Annotated in this window: 18 protein-coding genes and 2 pseudogenes; 11 read left to right on the plus strand and 9 right to left on the minus strand. The window is 60.0% G+C overall.

All coding sequences use genetic code 11. From position 1 onward, the window contains the following. The first annotated feature begins 1 nt into the window (after position 1). Complete coding sequence (locus HCU66_RS15810) at positions 2-358, plus strand: NADH:ubiquinone oxidoreductase (RefSeq protein WP_205889358.1); 357 nt, start codon at positions 2-4, stop codon at positions 356-358. A 4-nt stretch (positions 359-362) separates the two neighbouring features. On the opposite strand, the gene HCU66_RS15815 is transcribed toward HCU66_RS15810, so the two are convergent. After that, positions 363-1,013: a DUF1826 domain-containing protein gene (locus HCU66_RS15815; RefSeq protein ID WP_205889359.1), complete on the minus strand. Its 651-nt coding sequence runs from the start codon at positions 1,011-1,013 to the stop codon at positions 363-365. Beyond that, complete coding sequence (gene zigA / locus HCU66_RS15820) at positions 1,013-2,221, minus strand: zinc metallochaperone GTPase ZigA (RefSeq protein WP_205889360.1); 1,209 nt, start codon at positions 2,219-2,221, stop codon at positions 1,013-1,015. The genes HCU66_RS15815 and zigA overlap by 1 nt, the downstream gene beginning before the upstream one ends. 142 nt (positions 2,222-2,363) lie before the next feature. Here zigA and HCU66_RS15825 point away from each other — a divergent pair, with 142 nt between their 5' ends. The 8 genes and pseudogenes from HCU66_RS15825 to HCU66_RS15860 form a co-directional block, all read left to right on the plus strand. After that, a complete protein-coding gene (locus tag HCU66_RS15825) occupies positions 2,364-2,741 on the plus strand; it encodes a glutamine synthetase (RefSeq protein ID WP_205889361.1) in 378 nt (125 codons plus the stop codon). 128 nt (positions 2,742-2,869) lie between these two features. Further along, positions 2,870-3,766 carry a GTP cyclohydrolase FolE2 gene (gene folE2, locus HCU66_RS15830; protein ID WP_205889362.1) on the plus strand — a complete coding sequence of 299 codons (897 nt, stop codon included), beginning with the start codon at positions 2,870-2,872 and terminating at the stop codon, positions 3,764-3,766. Then, positions 3,763-4,431 carry a metal ABC transporter ATP-binding protein gene (locus tag HCU66_RS15835; protein WP_205889363.1) on the plus strand — a complete coding sequence of 223 codons (669 nt, stop codon included), beginning with the start codon at positions 3,763-3,765 and terminating at the stop codon, positions 4,429-4,431. The genes folE2 and HCU66_RS15835 overlap by 4 nt, the downstream gene beginning before the upstream one ends. Further along, positions 4,428-5,294 (plus strand): metal ABC transporter permease, encoded by an 867-nt coding sequence (locus HCU66_RS15840; RefSeq protein ID WP_205889364.1) that lies wholly within the window; start codon positions 4,428-4,430, stop codon positions 5,292-5,294. The genes HCU66_RS15835 and HCU66_RS15840 overlap by 4 nt, the downstream gene beginning before the upstream one ends. An 11-nt stretch (positions 5,295-5,305) precedes the next feature. Further along, positions 5,306-6,181 carry a metal ABC transporter substrate-binding protein gene (locus tag HCU66_RS15845; protein WP_205889365.1) on the plus strand — a complete coding sequence of 292 codons (876 nt, stop codon included), beginning with the start codon at positions 5,306-5,308 and terminating at the stop codon, positions 6,179-6,181. Continuing rightward, complete coding sequence (locus tag HCU66_RS15850; protein WP_205889366.1) at positions 6,178-6,738, plus strand: gamma carbonic anhydrase family protein; 561 nt, start codon at positions 6,178-6,180, stop codon at positions 6,736-6,738. The genes HCU66_RS15845 and HCU66_RS15850 overlap by 4 nt, the downstream gene beginning before the upstream one ends. A gap of 2 nt (positions 6,739-6,740) precedes the next feature. After that, positions 6,741-8,078: a dihydroorotase gene (locus HCU66_RS15855; RefSeq protein ID WP_205889367.1), complete on the plus strand. Its 1,338-nt coding sequence runs from the start codon at positions 6,741-6,743 to the stop codon at positions 8,076-8,078. A gap of 68 nt (positions 8,079-8,146) precedes the next feature. Continuing rightward, a pseudogene (locus HCU66_RS15860) lies at positions 8,147-8,660 on the plus strand (His/Gly/Thr/Pro-type tRNA ligase C-terminal domain-containing protein); the annotation flags it as partial. Between the two features lie 78 nt (positions 8,661-8,738). Here HCU66_RS15860 and HCU66_RS15865 read toward each other — a convergent pair. Beyond that, the gene (locus HCU66_RS15865; RefSeq protein WP_205889368.1) at positions 8,739-9,260 is read right to left on the minus strand and encodes a DUF3617 domain-containing protein; all 522 of its coding nucleotides are present in this window, start codon (positions 9,258-9,260) and stop codon (positions 8,739-8,741) included. A gap of 133 nt (positions 9,261-9,393) precedes the next feature. Here HCU66_RS15865 and cls point away from each other — a divergent pair, with 133 nt between their 5' ends. Beyond that, entirely contained in the window at positions 9,394-10,833 is a 1,440-nt protein-coding gene (gene cls, locus HCU66_RS15870) for a cardiolipin synthase (protein ID WP_205889369.1), read from the plus strand. Here the strand turns inward: cls and cfaB are convergent. The 5 genes from cfaB to hflK (HCU66_RS15895) form a co-directional block, all read right to left on the minus strand. After that, on the minus strand, positions 10,830-12,011 hold the full coding sequence (cfaB, locus tag HCU66_RS15875) for a C17 cyclopropane fatty acid synthase CfaB (protein WP_205889370.1): 1,182 nt from the start codon (positions 12,009-12,011) through the stop codon (positions 10,830-10,832). The genes cls and cfaB overlap by 4 nt on opposite strands. Before the next feature lie 201 nt (positions 12,012-12,212). After that, the gene (locus tag HCU66_RS15880) at positions 12,213-14,123 is read right to left on the minus strand and encodes a cation-translocating P-type ATPase (RefSeq protein WP_205889371.1); all 1,911 of its coding nucleotides are present in this window, start codon (positions 14,121-14,123) and stop codon (positions 12,213-12,215) included. Continuing rightward, positions 14,120-15,178 carry a protease modulator HflK gene (gene hflK, locus HCU66_RS15885; RefSeq protein WP_205889372.1) on the minus strand — a complete coding sequence of 353 codons (1,059 nt, stop codon included), beginning with the start codon at positions 15,176-15,178 and terminating at the stop codon, positions 14,120-14,122. The genes HCU66_RS15880 and hflK (HCU66_RS15885) overlap by 4 nt, the downstream gene beginning before the upstream one ends. Then, complete coding sequence (hflC, locus tag HCU66_RS15890) at positions 15,175-16,230, minus strand: protease modulator HflC (RefSeq protein ID WP_205889373.1); 1,056 nt, start codon at positions 16,228-16,230, stop codon at positions 15,175-15,177. Before hflC ends, hflK (HCU66_RS15885) begins: the two co-directional genes overlap by 4 nt. After that, positions 16,227-18,188: a protease modulator HflK gene (gene hflK / locus HCU66_RS15895; RefSeq protein ID WP_205889393.1), complete on the minus strand. Its 1,962-nt coding sequence runs from the start codon at positions 18,186-18,188 to the stop codon at positions 16,227-16,229. Before hflK (HCU66_RS15895) ends, hflC begins: the two co-directional genes overlap by 4 nt. A 160-nt stretch (positions 18,189-18,348) precedes the next feature. On the opposite strand from hflK (HCU66_RS15895), the pseudogene HCU66_RS27520 reads away from it, so the two are divergent. Next, positions 18,349-18,428: pseudogene (locus HCU66_RS27520) on the plus strand (hypothetical protein); the annotation flags it as partial. Positions 18,429-18,453: 25 nt separating this feature from the next. Here the strand turns inward: HCU66_RS27520 and HCU66_RS15900 are convergent. Next, entirely contained in the window at positions 18,454-18,927 is a 474-nt protein-coding gene (locus tag HCU66_RS15900) for an Lrp/AsnC family transcriptional regulator (protein WP_205889374.1), read from the minus strand. Between the last annotated feature and the right edge of the window lie 25 nt (positions 18,928-18,952).

The raw sequence follows: 18,952 nt of genomic DNA on the forward strand, positions 1-18,952 counted from the left end.
GATGCGGTTGATGGGATGGTCGTTACTTCTGGTACTTACGTCGAGCGAAGCGCTGGCCCAGGCCTGCGTGGTGCACAGCACGGCTGAGCGGCTCGACGTGAAGGTCTGCCAGCAGAACCGCAACATCCCGGAAAAACTGTTCGCCGACGGTTTCTGCCAGCCGAATCTGGCCGGGCAGAAAGTCGAGGTGCAGTACGTCGACCAATGCCCCGCCGGCGCGTTCGGGGTGTGCAGCAACGCACAAGTCGCCAATATGCCCTACCGGCAGGATATTCACTATTACGGCGTGGCCACCGATGCGGCGTATTTGAAGCCGTTTTGCGAAGCCCAGAGCCAGGGAACCTGGCTCAAACCTTGAGCCGCTAGCTCAGCCAATCGAGGGTCAGGATCAAACGACGCTCCCCCGGTGCCGGCTGCGGCGAGCGGTGGATCAGGCCGAAGCCTTCGTTGCCGCGCCACTTCTCTCCTTTGAGCAACGCCACTTCACCGCTGGTCATTTGCTGGATCAGCGAATCGTCCTGCGGTTCAGCTTCGGGTTTGCCTAACTGCCGACGATCCATCGCCCCTTCTTTCAGCCATTGGCTGCCGATCCCTGCGTAGGTGGTGATCAACCGCACCGGCACATGATCGACGTGAAAACGCGGGCACATGGCTTTATCCAGAACCCGCAGGCGCAGGCCGATGCGCTGAGCGCCCAACAAACAGGCGAAGGCACTGACCAGCCAGGAAACGTCGGCGATAAAGCCTTCGTAGCCTTCCAGGTCACTGAAGCCTGAGGCTAAACCGTGGAGATTGGGTTCGGCGTCATCGTCGGCCATTTCCAGGGACAGCGACTCGGCCAGCGGCTCGTTCAAGGACAACAGCAAGCGACCGAAATCGGCAATGTGCGCCGGGAGTTGACGTTGCCAGAGGGCGAGATTTACGCCGTCGTCCAGAATCCCAGTCAACACTTTTGGCGTATCACCTCGAACCTGACCAATGACCGGTCGCAACTTCAGATTGGGCGCCAACATCAGGCGGCCGCCTCTTCGTGCCAAGGGCCGAACGGATCGGGCAACAACCGCCATTCCTCCACGCCCATAGCCATTTCAGCATCTGTCAGCAGGCAGTTATCGAGTTCGGCGGTGAGTTGCGCGAAGTCGATGTTCTGGCCGATAAACACCAGTTCCTGGCGGCAATCGCCGGTAGCGGCCGTCCAATTTTCCATGATCCCGGCGGTGCTTTCTTCGTCCTGAGGCCACTGATTTTTCGGCACGAAACGCCACCAGCGCCCAGCAAACCCATGACGCATCAAGCCGCCGGCCTGGGACCAACTGCCTGCGTCCATGTGTTTGCTGGCCAGCCAGAAAAAGCCTTTGGAACGCAGCAGTTTGCCGTTCACCCACGGGCGGTCGATGAAGCTGAAAAAGCGTTGGGGATGAAACGGTCGTCGCGCCCGATAAGCCGAGGAGGCGATGCCGTACTCCTCGGTTTCCGGCACGTGTTCACCGCGTAATTCCTGTAGCCATCCTGGCGCCTGGGCGGCCTTTTCGAAGTCGAAACGCCCAGTGTTGAGGATTTTCTTGAGCGGCACTTCGCCCATGACCATCGGAATGATTTCGGCCTGGGCATTGAGCCGCTCGAGGATCGCGATCAGCTCCTGGCGCTCTTGACTGCTGATCAAATCGATCTTGCTGATCAGGATCACGTCGGCGAATTCGATCTGCTCGATCAACAGGTCAGTGATCGAGCGCTCGTCCTCCTCGCCCAGGGTTTCGCCACGAGAAGCGAGGCTTTCGGCGGCCTGGTAGTCGAGCAGGAAGTTCATGCCGTCGACCACGGTGACCATGGTATCGAGTCGCGCAATGTCAGTCAGGCTCTGCCCTTCTTCATCGCGGAACGTGAAGGTTTCCGCCACGGGCAACGGCTCGGAAATCCCGGTGGACTCGATCAGCAGGTAATCGAAACGACCGTCCCTGGCGAGTTTGCTGACTTCCTCGAGCAAATCTTCACGCAAGGTGCAGCAGATGCAGCCGTTGCTCATTTCCACGAGTTTTTCTTCGGCACGGTTCAGGCTGACATCGCGCTGAACTTCACTGCCATCGATATTGATCTCGCTCATGTCGTTGACGATCACTGCGACCCGCAAATTATCGCGATTACGTAGTACGTAATTAAGAAGTGTACTTTTTCCGGCGCCGAGAAAGCCCGACAGGACGGTCACGGGGAGACGATTGGGCATCAGGTATTCCTCACAGGGATGCCCGGTCGCAATGTCGGGCTTAATTTATGTTATAGTATAACAACTAAATCAGACCACTCCCCTCTTGCCCACGACGACAAAGGGCACGATGCGAAAGCCCGTCCGCCCCTGGAGAAATGCCATGGGAAACGCTCTGAAATTCTCGCTGTTGAGCCTTTGGCTGCTGATTGCGGTCGATGCCTGGGGACAAATCCCGAGCCTGGCCAACTGTACCCGCAGCGCCAATCTGCTGGCCTGCGTGGATGCCGACGGCAATGCCTACAGCGTCAACACTGTCGGTAGCACGATCTATTTGCGCGGCTTTGAAGTGGTTGGCAAACGCTATTGGGCGCAAACCAACAGCCGCTACGGGCAACTGACGTTCTTTACCGGCATCGCGTCCGATGGCGAAGCCTGGGTCGGCTACAACCGCCGGGTTGGCTGGACAACCCTCAATCGGTTCTCCAGTTCCGGTGGCAGCAGCGGCAAATTCACGTGTAGCCGGATAACCGGCTGCTAGGCCTGGCGCTAAAGGTGAGATAGAGCAAGTGACGCCTGCGCATGATGAAAGTCTGTTCATGGAAAAGCATCGTCGATTTGATTGTTATAATATAACATGCCAAATCAACTCCCATGATGGACCTGCTCATGAATGCGCTGACTCTGCCGGATATCGCCGCGCAGGCCTCACGCCAAGCCCTGCCACTCGATTGGGTGGGCATGTGCGGCATTGCTCTTCCTGTTTTATTCGATGGCCAGCGACTGAGTGCAAAGGCCGACGCTGGCGTTAGCCTCGACGATGGAGAGGCGCGCGGTATCCACATGTCGCGGCTGTATCTGGCGCTGGAAATGCTTGAGCAGGAATGCCTTTCACCTGCTTTGTTGCGGCGAGTCCTGCAGAGTTTTCTCGAGACCCACGAAGGGCTTTCCCGGAATGCTTACCTGAAAATTCATACCGATCTGCTGCTCAAAAGACCTGCGCTCGTCAGCCCACTGGCCGGTTGGAAAACTTATCCGGTGAGCATCGAAGCGAGTTTGAAAAACACGATGTTCCACGTGGAACTAAAAATCGACATTCCTTATTCCTCAACTTGTCCGTGCTCAGCAGCCCTTTCGAGGCAGTTGATTCAGCAGCAATTCGTTGATGACTTCGCCAATCAACCACTGCAACACGCCGACGTTCTGGCTTGGCTTGGCTCCACGAAAGGCATCGTCGCGACGCCACATAGCCAACGCAGCAACGCGCAATTGCAGCTGCGTCTGCACGACTATCTGGATGACCTGCCGCTGATCACCGCAATCAATGACGCGGAAGCCGCCCTTGGCACTGCTGTGCAAACCGCCGTAAAACGCGCCGACGAGCAAGCTTTCGCCCTCGCCAACGGTCAGAACCTGATGTTCTGCGAAGACGCTGCCCGACGCTTGAACCTGGCCCTGAAACGCTCACCGGGCATCAATGCCTTTCACGTGCGAGTCGTCCACGCCGAAAGTCTTCACGCCCACGACGCCGTCGCCGAAAGCCGCTGGAACTGGGAGGCCGCATGATTCAATGCCAAGCCTTGCGCTGGGGCGCACCCGGTCAACCGCTCACTCCGTCGGTGGACTTCCAGTTACCCAAAGGAAGTCTGACCGCTGTCATCGGTGCTAACGGTTCGGGTAAAAGCAGTCTGCTGAAAGTCATCGCCGGCCTGCAAAAGCCACTGGCCGGAAAAGTCATCATTGATGTTCCACGCAAAGGCGGCCTCTCGTTCCTGCCTCAGCAACAACACCTGGACCGGCAATTCCCCATCAGTCTGCAAGAGTTGGTGGCCGCAGGTTTCTGGGGCAGCAAACAGGCGCCGGAGATACGCAGCCAACGCCTCAAGTCTGCGCTGGAAGACTGGTGCCTGATCGGTCTGGACCATCGTCCGTTGATGGCGCTCTCCGGAGGCGAACTGCAGCGTGCCCTGCTCGCCCGACTGAGCCTCGCCGAAGCGCCCTTGCTGCTGCTCGACGAACCCCATGCCGCCCTCGACGAACTCGGTCAGGCGCTGCTTTGGAAACACATCCACGCCTGGCATGCCGAAGGCCGAACGCTTGTGGTGGTGTGTCATGACTTGGCCGCCGTGCGCCAACATATTCCACAGGCTCTGCTGATCAAAAGCAGCGGCTGCGTCCTGGGTGCCAGTACCGAGCTGATTAGCCAACAACCCCAGACGCAGGTGGCTTGATGATCGCCGCCCACCTTTGGCAACCGTTCCACGAGTTCGTGTTCATGCGCCGGGCGCTGCTCGGTGGTCTCGTTCTGGCGTGCAGCACCGCTCCGCTTGGGGTGTTTCTGATCTTGCGGCGCATGAGCCTGATCGGCGACGCGGTGGCTCACGGCATCTTGCCCGGTGCTGCATTGGGCTTCTGGTTCGCCGGACTGAGCCTGCCCGCGCTGACCATCGGCGGCCTCGGTGCCGGCCTGAGCATGGCCGGACTGGCCGCCTGGATCACCCGCCGCACCGGCCTGCGGGAGGACGCGAGCCTGGCCGCGATCTACCCGATCTCGTTGGCCAGTGGCGTGCTGATCCTTGGCATCGCCGGCAAGCGTCTGGACCTGTTGCACCTGCTGTTTGGCTCAGCGCTGGCGGTCGATGGCCCGACCTTGACCGGCATGCTCTGGGTCTCGGGCTTCAGCCTGATCGCCATGGCCCTCATCTACAAACCCCTGTTGCTGGACACCCTCGACCCGCTCTTTCTACAAACCGTCAGCCGCCTCGGGCCAATGGCTCACGGGGTATTTCTGACGCTGGTGGTGCTGAACCTGGTGATCGGTTTCCAGGCAATCGGCGCGTTGATGGTGGTCGGTCTGATGATGTTGCCGGCCGCCGCTTCCCGCTTCTGGAGTCGGCGCTTGCCAGTGCTTATCACCATCGCCGCCTTGCTCGGCAGCCTCTCGGTCTGGTTCGGATTGTTGCTGTCGTTCTACTACTCGCTGCCCAGCGGCCCGGCGATCGTGCTGGTGGCTGGTGGTTTGTATCTGCTGTCCGTGGTGTTCGGTCCGGTGCATGGCTTGCTGCGCCGCCCGCCTTTGCTCACATCCCAATGAGGTGTTACTCGATGCGCGCTTTACTTGTGCTGTTCAGTTTGATGCTGTCGATGTCGCTGTCTGCCGCGGAAAAACTCCAGGTGGTCACCAGCTTCAGCATCCTCGCCGACATGACCCATCAAGTCGGCGGCGACCATATTCAGGTCACCAATATGGTCGGCCCGGACGCCGATGCCCATACTTACGAGCCGACTCCGGACGATGCAAAGGCATTACTCAATGCCAGACTGATCATCAAGAACGGCCTGGGCTTCGAGCCATGGCTGGACCGTCTGGTGACCAGCACCGAGACCAAAGCCCCAGTGGTCAGCGCCAGTCACGGTGTCATTCCGCGCTCGCTCGATGAAGACGGTGAAACCATCCCGGACCCGCATGCCTGGCACAACCTGGCGAACATCGAGTTGTACATCAGCAACATCACCAAAGCGCTGATCGCCGCCGACCCTGCCAACAAAACCGATTACGAACACAACAGCCAGGCCTACCTGAAAAAGATCTATGCCCTGCTTGCCGAAGCCAAAACCAAGCTCGGTTCGCTGCCGGTGGGTAATCGCAAAGTCGTGACCTCCCATGACGCCTTCGGTTATCTCGGCCAGGCTTACGGTATCGATTTCATGGCGCCGCAAGGTCTGTCCACCGAGCGCGAACCTTCGGCCGCCGAAGTCGCTGCGCTGATCACGCAGATCCGTCAGGCGAAGGTCAAAGCGGTGTTCATGGAAAACATCAAGGACGCGCGCCTGCTCAAGCAAATCGCCGATGAAAGCGGCGCGCGCATCGGCGGCACGCTGTACTCCGACGCCCTCGCAGCAACCGGCCCGGCCAGCACCTTCACCGGGCTGTTCGAATACAACCTCAACACCTTGTACAACGCACTGAGCAAACCATGATCCGCAAGAATCCTTCAGGTGATTTGCCGTCGATTGCAGAGTCGGCGTACGTGGATAAAACCGCCATCATCTGCGGCAAAGTGGTGATCGGCGAGAACGTCTTCGTCGGTCCCTACGCCGTAATACGCGCCGATGAAGTGGATGACTCGGGCGAGATGGAGCCGATCACCATCGGCGCCAATTCGAACATCCAGGACGGCGTGGTGATCCACTCCAAGTCCGGCGCGGCAGTGACCATCGGCGAGTTCAGCTCCATCGCCCACCGCTCCATCGTTCATGGTCCCTGCACCGTCGGTAATCGCGTGTTCATCGGTTTCAACAGTGTGTTGTTCAACTGTGTGGTGGGTGATGGCTGCGTGGTTCGGCACAACTCGGTGGTCGATGGTCGTGATTTGCCTGAAGCCTTCTACGTGCCCTCCACCACGCGCATCGGCCCCAATACTGACCTGTCGCAGTTCCCACCGGTGAGCGTCAGCGCCTCGGAGTTTTCCGAAGACGTGGCGCGCACCAACGTTGATCTGGTGCGGGGCTACAAAGCCCTGCAAAACGAGTTCTGACCATGAGCAGCGTGCTGATTCGCAATGCCCGGCTGGTCAATGACGGTCGTGAGTTCGACGGTGATTTGCTGGTAAGCCACGGTCGCATCGTCAAGATCGCCAGCAGCATCGAAGGTGAAACGGCCACCGTGGAAATCGACGCCAACGGCCAATGGCTACTGCCGGGCATGATCGATGACCAGGTGCATTTCCGCGACCCCGGAGCGCCAGACAAGGGCAGCTTCCATACCGAGTCTCGAGCGGCGGTGGCCGGCGGCATCACCAGCTTCATGGACATGCCCAACACCTCCCCGGCCACCCTGACCCTCGCCGTACTGGCCGACAAGAAACGTCGAGCCGCGACGAGTTCAGTGGCCAATTATGGTTTTCATTTCGGCGTGAGCAACGACAATCTCGACACCATCACCTCGCTCAATCCTTGTGAAGTGGCTGGGATCAAAGTGTTCATGGGCGCCTCCACGGGCAATATGCTGGTAGACGATCCGCGAATTCTTGAGCGGTTATTCGCCGAGGTGCCGACTCTTTTGTTGGCCCACTGCGAACACACGCCCAGCATCGAGGCCAACGCTGCGAACCTGCGAGAGCTGTTCGGCGAGCACCTTCCCCCCGCCGCTCATCCGCTGATCCGCAACGCCGAGGCGTGCTTTCGCTCCTCCTCGATGGCCGTCGATCTGGCCCGGCGACACGGCACTCGCTTGCACGTTTTACATCTGACTACCGCCCGCGAACTGGCGCTGTTCGAAGACAAGCCGCTGGCGCAGAAACACATCACCGCCGAGGTTTGTCTGCACCATTTGCTGTTCGACGACCGCGACTACCCGAACCTCGGCAACCTGATCAAGTGCAACCCGGCGATCAAGACCCGGGCCGACCGCGATGCCTTGCGCAAAGCATTGTTGAGCAATCGACTGGACGTGATCGGCAGCGATCACGCACCCCACACCTGGGCCGAAAAACAGCGGCCCTACAGCCAGTCGCCATCCGGTTTGCCGTTGGTGCAACATGCCCTGCCCGCGCTCCTGGAACTGGTGGCCGATGGGGTCTTGCCAATCACGACTCTCGTGGCCAAAACCAGTCACCGGGTCGCCGATCTGTTTGCAATTCCCGACCGTGGCTACCTGCGCGAAGGCTATTGGGCCGACCTGGTGTTGATCAAACCCGAGCCCGGTGGCGTTGCTGTTTCCCGTCAACCGGTCCTCTCGCAATGCGGCTGGACGCCCTTCGCCCGTCACTGCTTTCGCCACAGTGTCAGCACCACCGTCGTGTCGGGGCAAATTGCCTGGCACGACAAACGTCTAAATGACAACTGTCAGGGATTACCGCTACGGTTTATGCGCTGACGCACGTTATCGATAACGTTCGAGAACACCGATCATGATCCACATCACCCTGCCTGATGGTTCATTGCGTGAGTACGACCAACCATTCGATCCGGAGGGAGCAAACGCCAACCGAAAGGCTATCGCTGTATCGCCTCGGGGGACTTCGAGGGTTTCGCGCAAGGCCCGCATGTTCCGACCACCAAAGTATTGCGGGCCTTCGCTCTGGATCCCATCAGCGGCACGTCGCAGCAACGGATTTATGGTACGTGCTGGTCCAGCCAACAAGAATTGGACACCTGGCGAGCGTCGCCGCAGGTGATGGTCGTGAATATCGATGAGCGTCAGGGTGGTTATGCACACTCGGTGACCGAAGCATTACGCCGCCGTGGATTGCACGCCAACTCGGACCTGCGCAACGAGAAAATCAGCCATAAAATTCGCCAGCACAGCCAAAACGTGCCGTATCTTTTGGTGGTCGGAGAAAAGGAAAAGACCGGTGGATTTGTCAGCCTGCGCAGCGGCAGCGGGGAGGATTTCGGGGAGAAAGGGATTGAGGCGGTGTGTGAATTGTTGAGTCAACCGAAGACTAAAGGCGTCTGAACGAATGCCTTCGCGAGCAGGCTCGCTCCCACAGGAATCGCGTATGACCTTGTGGGAGCGGGCTCGCTCGCAAAGCTTTTAAGCTCTTGGTTTAACGGTCCCGCAATCCTGACCCAACCACACAGCGCGGGTATCGAGGCTACCCTTCTGCTGAATGCCAGTGGCATTGAAAGTGCCGTTGACCTTGGTGGTGAACTCACGATCGCTCATAAACGTGGCCACTCCGCTGCCCTGGGCTTTCGGACAGCTGAAACGGAATTTCCACTGGTTACCGGTGCGCTCGGTGATTTGCTGTGTGCAGCCCGATTGAGGATCTGTCAGTGGAATGTTGTCGGTCTTCACCTGCTCAGGCGTCAGACAAGCCCGAATCCCTTTGCCGCCCATGGTGATGCCCTGCTTTTCCAGCATCGCACGCTGTTGCGGGGTGATCTGGTTCTGTATCTGGCCGAGGATCAGTTGCAGGTCGGGCAGGTTCTGGTCATCGACCTTCATGTTGCTTGAGGTCAATTCCCACAAACCCGGTTGCAGCATCTGTGCCTGGGCGGCCACAGGAAGTGCCAAACCAAGCGCCATGGCCAAACCCAGCAGACGAACGTTCATCGAGTAACTCCTGATCATTAGTGGCCGTTAGACGTCGGCCACGGGCTTCGGTTCATGGGCCAATTAAATAGCGACATTCTGCCCGGAACATGGTCTGTTAAGCATTGAATCTTCAGGAGCAAGGCTGCCCCCTATGGATTATTTTGGACCGCATGTTTTCGGTTATCTGATCGTGCTATTGCACACGCTGGGCTCGATCGCCGCCATCCATGCCGTGTTGACCGTGCGGACGGCTCAAGGCTCGATCGCCTGGGCGCTGTCGCTGCTGTTCATTCCCTACCTCACGCTGATCCCTTATCTGGTTTTCGGTCGCAGCACCTTCGATGGCTACATCAAGGCCCGACGGCAAGCCAACGAGGAAATGCGCAAGGCCATCTCCGAACTGAACTGGCGCCCCTGGGTGGAAGAGGCTCTGGCTGCGCGCGCCTCCAGTGCTTACGCGTCTTTGCGGGCCATGCCGAAACTGGGCCACATGCCGTGCCTGGCAAATAACGATGTGCGTTTGTTGATTGATGGCCAAGCCACTTTCGAGGCGATTTTCGACGCCATCAGCAACGCCCGGCAAGCGGTGCTGATCCAGTTTTTCATCATCCACGATGACCGCCTCGGCCAACGCCTGCACACCTTGCTGAGGAAAAAAGCGGCCGAGGGTGTAGCCATTTACTTGCTCTACGATCGCATCGGCAGCCACTCCCTGCCCCACGGTTATGTGCAACCGTTGCGCGATGCCGGTATCGAGGTCAAAGCCTTCGCCACCCGCAGCGGCTGGCTCAACCGTTTTCAAGTCAACTTCCGCAACCACCGCAAGATCGTAGTAGTCGACGGGATTATCGGTTTTGTCGGCGGGCTGAATGTCGGCGATGAATACATGGGCGAGAAACCACCCCTGGCGCCCTGGCGCGACACCCATGTGCAAGTACGCGGGCCAGTGGTGGCCTGCATGCAGGAATCCTTCGCCGAAGACTGGTTCTGGGCGGCCCGTTCACTGCCGCCATTGATCCTGCCGGAGGTTTATCCTGACGACGGCGTGCTCTGCCAATTACTGGCCAGCGGTCCGGCGGACTCCTATGAAACCTGTTCGTTGTTCTTCGTCGAAGCCATCCACGCGGCGACGGAACGGGCATGGATCACCACGCCTTACTTCATCCCTGACGAAGCCGTGTTTGCCGCGTTGCGACTGGCAGTGTTGCGCGGTGTGGATGTACGGATCCTGCTACCGTCGCGAGCAGATCACCGAATCGTCTACGCCGCTTCCAGCCTTTATGCCTTCGAAGCAGTACGCGCCGGGGTGCGCATGTTCCGCTATCAACCTGGATTCCTGCATCAGAAAGTGGTGTTGATCGACAACGAGATCAGCGCCATCGGCAGCGCCAACATGGACAACCGTTCGTTCCGGCTGAATTTCGAAGTGATGCTGCTGACGGTCGACAGCGGGTTTGCCGCCGAAGTGGAGCAGATGCTCAACAACGACTTCGCCCAGGCTCACGAAATCGCCAAAGAAGAAAGCCGGGAAACCCACCGCCTGCAACAGGTCGGTATGCGGATCGCCCGGCTTATTTCACCGATTCTCTAGTTGTAGATGTCGTCGCGGGTCCATGGCAGTTCATGGCTGCCATCGGGATGGGCTTTCACCGCGAGGATTTGATGCAGGTTGATCCAGCCTCTGGCGAAGGCATAGGCGCATCCCGCCAGGTACAGCCGCCAGATCCGTAGCGCTTGCTCCGGCACCAATTTGGCGGCGGCTTCCAGGTTGTCTTCCAGGCGCTCGCTCCAGTGGTCCAGGGTGCGGGCGTAATGCAGGCGCAGGCTCTCGACATCGACGATCTCCAGCCCCGCTTCGCTGATTTCGGCCGAAATCATCGCCAGGTGTGGCAGCTCGCCGTTGGGGAACACGTATTTCTCGATAAATTCACCGGCACCGCGCCCTACCGGACGACCGTCGGTGTGCTTGGCAGTGATCCCGTGATTCATCACCAGGCCACCCTCTTTCACCGCACCGAACAGAATTTTGCAGTATTCGGCCAGGTTCGCATGGCCAACATGTTCGAACATACCAACGCTGACCACTTTGTCGAACCGCCCGTCCTGAGGCAAATCGCGGTAATCGAGCAATTGCAGTTCGATCTGGTCTTCCAGACCTTCGGCTTTCACCCGTTCACGAGCCAAAGCCAATTGCGCTTGACTGAGCGTGATCCCGAACACCTTCGCGCCGAACTCCCGTGCGGCATAACGCGCCAGCCCGCCCCAGCCACAACCGACATCCAGCAGATATTCCCCTGGCTGTAACCGCAGCTTGCGGCACAAGTGGCGAAATTTGGCCTGTTGGGCTTGCTCAAGGGTTTCACTGCCGGTCTCGAAGTAGGCGCAGGAATACGCCATATCGCTGTCGAGCCACAGCTGATAAAACTCGTTGGAAAGGTCGTAGTGGTAGGAGATGGCTTTGGCGTCGGTTTCCTTGTCGTGAACCGAGCGCACCGGTTGTGCGTCTTCTTCTTCAATCAGCGCCTGACTCCATTCATCGCAGACACGAATCACCTCGCTGATGGAGCCTTCCAGCTCCAGCTTGCCTTCGACGAACGCCGCCCCCAGCGCGTCGAGGCTCGGATGAGTGAGCTGGGTAACCACGTGTGGGTCCTTGACCACAATGGTGACGCTCGGCGTCGGCCCCAGATTGAATTCATGGCCGTCCCAGAGTCGCAAGCGAAGCGGTAATTGCAGATTCTGTAAGGCCGGTGGAAGTTGCGCGAGCATGAAAAGTCCCCCTTGTTTCAGACGTCAAATCTGAGGGTAGACCATCCCTGAAAAATAGCAGGCTATCGATTTAACAGCCTCTTTCTATTCCTGGTGTTACCACCAACAGTGAAACCAGCCACGGGCAAGCCTTGAAAAGGCCCGCCTCTCACCCAAAAGACTACAAACCCGGCACACAGTTCTGAAAAGTTGAGTAGTCGCTCACGCCTCATCCTTAAGCTTGAGTAGGGGTTCCTGAAAGCGTAGCAAACGTCCGGCATTGCCGAGCACCAACAACGTACTCAGGTTGTGCAACAGCGCGGCAATCATCGCCCCCGCCACACCCAGCCAGCCGAATGCAGCGAAAGCGACAATAGCCAGGGTCCAGCCCAGACCGATGATCACGTTGACCTGCAAAGTCTGCCGACATTGGCGACTCAGGCGCACACAGGTTCCCAGGCGGCGCAGGTCGCTGCCGATCAGTACGATATCGGCCGAAGCCAGGGCGATGTCCGCACCGCCCGCGCCCATGGCCACACCGACCACACCGGCCTTGAGCGCCAGAGAATCGTTGATGCCGTCTCCCACCACCATCGGCCGGAAACCGCTGCCGATTTCTTTGAGCACGCGATTGAGTTTGTCCTCGGGCAACGCCTGGGCTTCGACATCACTAATGCCCACATCCCGGGCCAGTGTGTGGGCCACGCTGTGCCGATCCCCGGTCAGCAACAACTGACGACCCAGGCCCAATTCACGCAACTCGCTCAGGGCAAACCGCGCCTCGGGTTTGACGCTGTCGGCGAGCAACAGCCAAGCGAGAAACTCGCCGTCGAGTGCCAGACCGGCAATCGGGCCATCGTGTTCGGGTACAGTTGAAGTGGCGATGCCCAGTTGCGCGAACAGCTCCGGACGACCGAGGGCCGCTTCACCCTGCTCAGTCATCGCCACGACGCCCAGCCCCTGACGCTCGCGAATGTCAGAGAGCAGCAGAAAATGTTCCTGACTGACCAACCCGGCCAACGCGCGGCTGACCGGATGGCTGCTGGCGGAACCGAGGCTGGCGGCGAGTTTCAGTAGGTGACTGCGATCTTCCAGCGGACTGTCGATCGATTGCAGGCGCAAGGTGCCGAAGGTCAGGGTTCCGGTCTTGTCGACCACCAACGACGTCAGGTCAGCCAACTCTTCGAGGAATGCCGAGCTGCGAATCAGAATTCCGTGCCGGGCCGCCACCGCCACCCCGGCAATCGCCGTGGCCGGTGCCGACAACACCAGCGCGCAAGGACAGGCCGCCACCAACACCGCGAGCATCGCCTGGGCATCGTTGGTGACGAACCAGGTCACGGCGGCCAGCAGCAACACCAGCACCATGTAACTGCCGGCATAACGTTCGAGCAAACGCGTAATCGGCGGCTTGGAACGTTCGGCGCTTTGCATCAGCGCGATGACTTTACCCAGCGTCGACTCGTGACCGGTGCGGGTCACTTCAATGCGCAGCAGGCCATCGAGGTTGATCGCTCCGCCGAACACCGGCATGCCCACAACGGCCTCTATCGGCACCGACTCACCGGTGATCGAGGCGGTGTCGAGGCTTGCTTGACCAGACAGCACTCGACCATCCGCCGGTACGCGATCTCCGGCGCGCACCTCCACGAGGTCGCCAGCCTTGAGTGTGCTGTTATCGACTTCGACGATGGCGCCGTCCGCCTGAATCTTGCGCGCATGGCTGCGCGTCAGTTTGCCGAGGGCATGAATCGCTTCCTGAGAACCGATTACGCTGCGCTCTTCCAGCACATGGCCGAAGATCATGATGATCGGTAGCAGCGCCGCGGTGAGCAGATCTCCAGTCGCCCAGGCGCCAAGCATGGCCAAGGCGATCAACTGATCGGTAATCCCGTGCAGGCTCGGATAACGCAGGCTGTACCACGCCGAACGCATGACCGGCACGGCCACCAGCAACGAGGCAAAGCCCAGCAGCAATTGGCTGACCCCGGTCTGCTCCGGCGACAACCAGCGCCAGATCAGGCCGAGCGCAAGCAACCCGAGCGCAAGCATGGCCAGGGTCAACTGGCGCGCGGCGCTACGTTGTTCAGCCGAGGACAACATGCTCGGCGCGGCGGCGGTTTGGGCAGTCATTGCGCAGCTCCCTGAATGATCAGGCGGGAATCGTCTTTCGGATCGACCGTGGTCACCGAACCGGCCGGCCCAAGAATCTTCGGCATCCGCTCACGGTAAATACGCAGCAGCATTTGCGGGTCGGTGCCCTGCTGTTGCGCCTTGGCCAGACTCAGCACCGTGGCGGTGTCGGCGGAGGCTTTGGCCAGGCGTTCGCTGGCTTGGGCGTGGGCCACTTGCAGCGTGCGATCGGCCTGTTCGTTAGCGGACTGAGTCAGCTTCTCCGCTTCCGTGCGTGCATTGGCCACAGCTTTGTCCGCTTGCTGGCTGGCGGTTAACACGGCATTGAACGCGCTCACCGCCGGGCCGGGCAAACTCGATTGCACATCGACCCGCGCCACTTCGATACCCAAGCCCTGCCCGGTCGCGGTCAGTTCGGCCAAACGTTGATTGATGCCCCGCACCAGGTCGCCACGTAGACGTTCGCGACGCTCCGCAGCTTGCTTGTCGGCACCGATCAGCTCCGGTCGAGCCACCAGAATGGTGTCCAGGTCGCGCGCGGCGGTGAGGGCCAAGGCACTGCGCGTCACCACTCGATCCAAGGCCGGCAGCACATGTTCACCCTGAAGAACGAAGGCATAGGGTTCGGTGACCTTGTAGAACACCCGCACATCCAGCTGCACCACGCCCGCGTCACCGGTCAGCAGATAACCCGAACCGGCGAGCGCATCGCTGATGGGTGTGGCGAAACTCGCCACCCGGTCGGCCTGCAATGCGGCATCGGTGCGCAGCAGATTTTCCACCCGCCGCTCGATCACCCGATCCGCTGCCGGCAACAAGATCACCTGCTCAAACGGTCGCGGCCACGCCAACAGCAAACCGGCATTTTGAATGCGATCCAGAGCGCCGAAATGCAGCACCACGGCTCGATTCTGCGGGTCGATCTGCCGCACATTGGAAAATGCCCACGCCAAGGCAGCCAGAATGGTCACGGCGTACAGCGCCAAAAAAGCCAAGCGCCCAGCCTGAATCCAGGGGCTGCTCAGCTCATTTGTTCCACGTGGAACCAAACTCATGGCTGCGACCCGGACTTGTTATCGAGGGTCGGCGGGCCGTCAACCAACACCCGGAACGGCGCCGCATCAGTACGCAAAATCAGTTTGGTGCCCGGCGTGACGATGGTGCCCAAGGTGTCGAGCGAACGCAGCAAATTGTAGAGCTGCGGTGAGCCAGCGTAGGCCCGGCCGTAAATCTGCGCGGCTTCGACGCGGGATTGGGCTTCGATGTCCGCGGCTTTCACCGTCGCATCGGCTTGCACGATTCGCGCGTCACGCTCGGCCGCGGAGCGGATTTGCGCAGCTTCACGTTTGCCGATGGCCGTGCGTTCAGTGGCGATTGTTTCACGCTCGGCGCGCATGCGATCGACCGTCGCGGTGAGCGTCACCGACGGCAGGGTCAAACGCTCGATGCCGACTTGCAGCACTCGCACGCCATAAGTGGTGAGCAACTGCTGATCGATCTGCTGACGCAACTGCGCTTCGAAGTCGGCGATGTGCACCTGGTTCGCATCGGTGTTCACCAGGTTGGCCAGATCGAAACTGCTGGCCGTGGTTTCCAGCGCCGAGCCGACAAAGGTGCGAATCTGCCGCGCCGCTTCGTCCGGCTGATTCTGTACGGCACGCATAAAGCGTTGCACGTTGTCAGGGTCGTCCTGTACCTGCCAGGCCACGTAGGCTTGCACGATGATGCGTAAACCATCGCGCGTGCCCACATCCTGCAAACCGCTGGAGGTGGTGCGCAGCCGCAGATCCACCGGAATCGCCGCCTCGAACGGTGCCGGCCAGCGCCAGCCTAGACCCGGCTCCAGCAACACCCGCGATGGATTGCCGAAGCGGGTGATCACCGTGGCCTCACCCGAGCGCACTTGCACCAGGCTTGCTGCCGCTATGGCAAACGCCACCAATAGCGCCGCCCACCCCATCCGCCGCCACGGGAATGGGCCCGCTTCGTGTGGATCGCCGTGATGATGGTGATGATGGCCGTGGTGATGTCCGCCATGGCCGTGATCGTGGCCGGTGTGGTCATCGTGGTCGTGATGATCGTGAGTGGGCGTCGTCGACTGGCTCAATGGATGGCTCCTGGCTGAGCGGTATTACGCGGCGCAGGGTCAGCCGGCAGCGTGAATGTACGTAGGTCGATGGTCGGTGCATTGCTGCTGCCGCCCAGACGATGATCGAGAACCAGCAACTTGGCGTTGGCCAGGCCCTGGGTCAGTTGGCTGAGGTATTGCTCCAGCACGAAGGCCTGACCGGCGCTGGTATAAGCCTTTCGCTCGGCGGCGAATTTCAGGTCGGCAGCCTGAGCGGTCGCGTTAATTTCATGCGCACTGGCCGCGGCTTGATCGCGAGCGATGCTGGCTTGCAGTTGCGCCTGGTTGGTTGCCTCCGCTGCTGCACCACGTTCGCGGGAGATCAATGCCTGGGCACCAATCTGCGCCGCTTGCACGCCATGATAGGCGTTGGCCGCCCCCGCTGGCGGATGAATGGCCTCAACCACCGTGGCGAGAATTTCCACGCCGCTGTCGAGTGTTTGCAGGTCAGCCTGCACGGCGCGACCGATTTCTTCGGCGAGCCCTACCCTATCCTCACCAAGCAAACCGTCGAGGGTTCGCGAGGCAAAATCGTGAACCAGAATCCGGCTGGCGGTGCTGCGAATCAGCGTCGGCACGTCGGCGCTGTTGTATGTCGCGGCCAGCGCCGCTTGATCGCTCAGGCCGATGCGATAGACGAAACGCACGTCCATATTGACGATCTGGAAGCTCTGCTTGTCGGCACGGCTACTGGCGATGACCTGGGATTTATCATTCACATGGCTGGCGTCCCACAAGCGATTGGCAATGGTCGGTGCCGGGCCTTCGGCAGGTTCGGCCACAACCGGTGCCGACGTTTCGCCCACGCTGGTGGCCAACTCGTGGACCACGCCATTCTCGACGCTCAGCACGCGCCCCAGCGGCCACGGTAAACCGGCGTGTAAACCGGGGCCGAACACTTCCACCGGTTTGCCGAAACGCTCGTAGATGCCCCGCCCTTGCAGCGGTATTTCATGAATGCCAGTGAGCGACCAACCCACGATTGCTACCACCGCCAGCACCGGCAAAAATGCCCGGCGCATGTAGGCGAAAGCCCAGATTTGACGCAAGTCGATACCGAAGCGGTTGTGCAATTCGTGCTGCAATGCCAGCAAGGGTTGTGGCGGCCAGCGCAACATGTCGGCGACGAAGCTTCGCGCCAGCAAGGCGGGTTCAAGCTGTTCACGACGAGGGCTGAACAGCGACAGCACGGCGCGCAGCAGCAACTCGGCGGCGACCAGCCCCGGCAGCAAGCCGATCAGCACCGCCACACGCACCGGCCAGACCGATGCTTCGCTGCCGAACAACAGACACAAGGCGCTGAGCACCAGGCCAATAATCGCGACCCGCGTCAGCTGCGCCAACGCCCCGGCTTCGGGCCATTGGGCAACATTTTCCTGCGCCAGTTGCCGCTCCAGCACCAGCAAGCCGAAAGCCAGCAGCAACGACAGCGCAGCGCCGACGCTGGCCGCCAACCCTAATGCGGCGGGCGGTAGGGCCAAATTCCAGACTTGCTCGATGCTGTACAACGTCAACAACGCCCAGCCGCCAAGCCAGAGCGTCGGTGCGCCGATCTGCCCCAACAAGCGCAGCCAACGCTGACTGATGCGGTCCAGCAACCGTTCGTACCAGCCTTCGGCGGCAACGGCTTCGTCAGCAATAGTCACCGGCACCATTACGGCCGGATTCATCGCCCGTGCGCGCCACTGCGTCACCCACCAGGTCGATTGCAGACCGGCGACCAACACCAGCAAACCGGCGCTCTGATTGACCAGCAACGCAGGCCAGAGCGACTGCGGTGCAAACAGCCCGACAAAAAACGCCAGCACCAGCCCTGTAGCCGACAGGGCACCCAAACTGATTGCCCACTGGCGCAATCGACGTCCTTGAGCACCCGCCTGCTGAAAGCGCGGCAGCCCTGCTATCTGTGCTCCATCGCCATCGAGATCGACTTGCATACCACCCCAGCCATTGCTCACATCACAATTCGTTACGATATAACGAAAATGGTGAAATTTTCGTCCTTAATCGCTCCATCTAAAAGCGCTAAACCTGTCGCCATGCTGAAGCCTTCACCGAAATGGTGAGAAACGCACATATTACGTTCGTAATTTTTACACCTGCCATCCTGCCCGACCCGCTCCGAGGCATTGCGCCAGGCGGCGATGGATGTGGAGGGAATGGCGACGCAGATGTAGAGCCGATGGTTTGGAGCAAGTCGGTCTAAAGCGGCAAATGCCCCAACGGCAACGCCCCCGGCGTCTTTACCGTGTGAATCGCAAAATTGCTGCGAATGTCACTCACACCGGGCAACTTCAGCAGTCGCCCAGTGAGAAAACGGTCATAGGCGCGCAAATCCGGTACCACCACCTGCAACAGAAAATCCGACTCCCCTGACACCAGGAACGCCGAAATCACTTCGGGCAATGCCGTCACGGCCAGGCGAAACGCTTCGGCTTGTTCATCGTTATGTCGTTCGACCTTGACCCCGACAAACACCGTCAGCCCAAGGCCTACCTCATCGCGGTCCAGATTGGCCTGATAGCCGCGAATCACGCCCGCCTCTTCCAGCATCCGTACCCGACGCAAACAAGGCGAAGCGGACAGGCCGATCTCGTCAGCCAGTTGAACGTTGCTCAGGCGACCGTCCCGTTGCAGTGCCGTGAGGATTTTGCGGTCGTAGGCGTCCAGTTTCATGGTTTGGCAGATCCTGATGGTTCGA

Source organism: Pseudomonas frederiksbergensis, from assembly GCF_017114915.1.
GTDB lineage: Bacteria > Pseudomonadota > Gammaproteobacteria > Pseudomonadales > Pseudomonadaceae > Aquipseudomonas > Aquipseudomonas frederiksbergensis_I.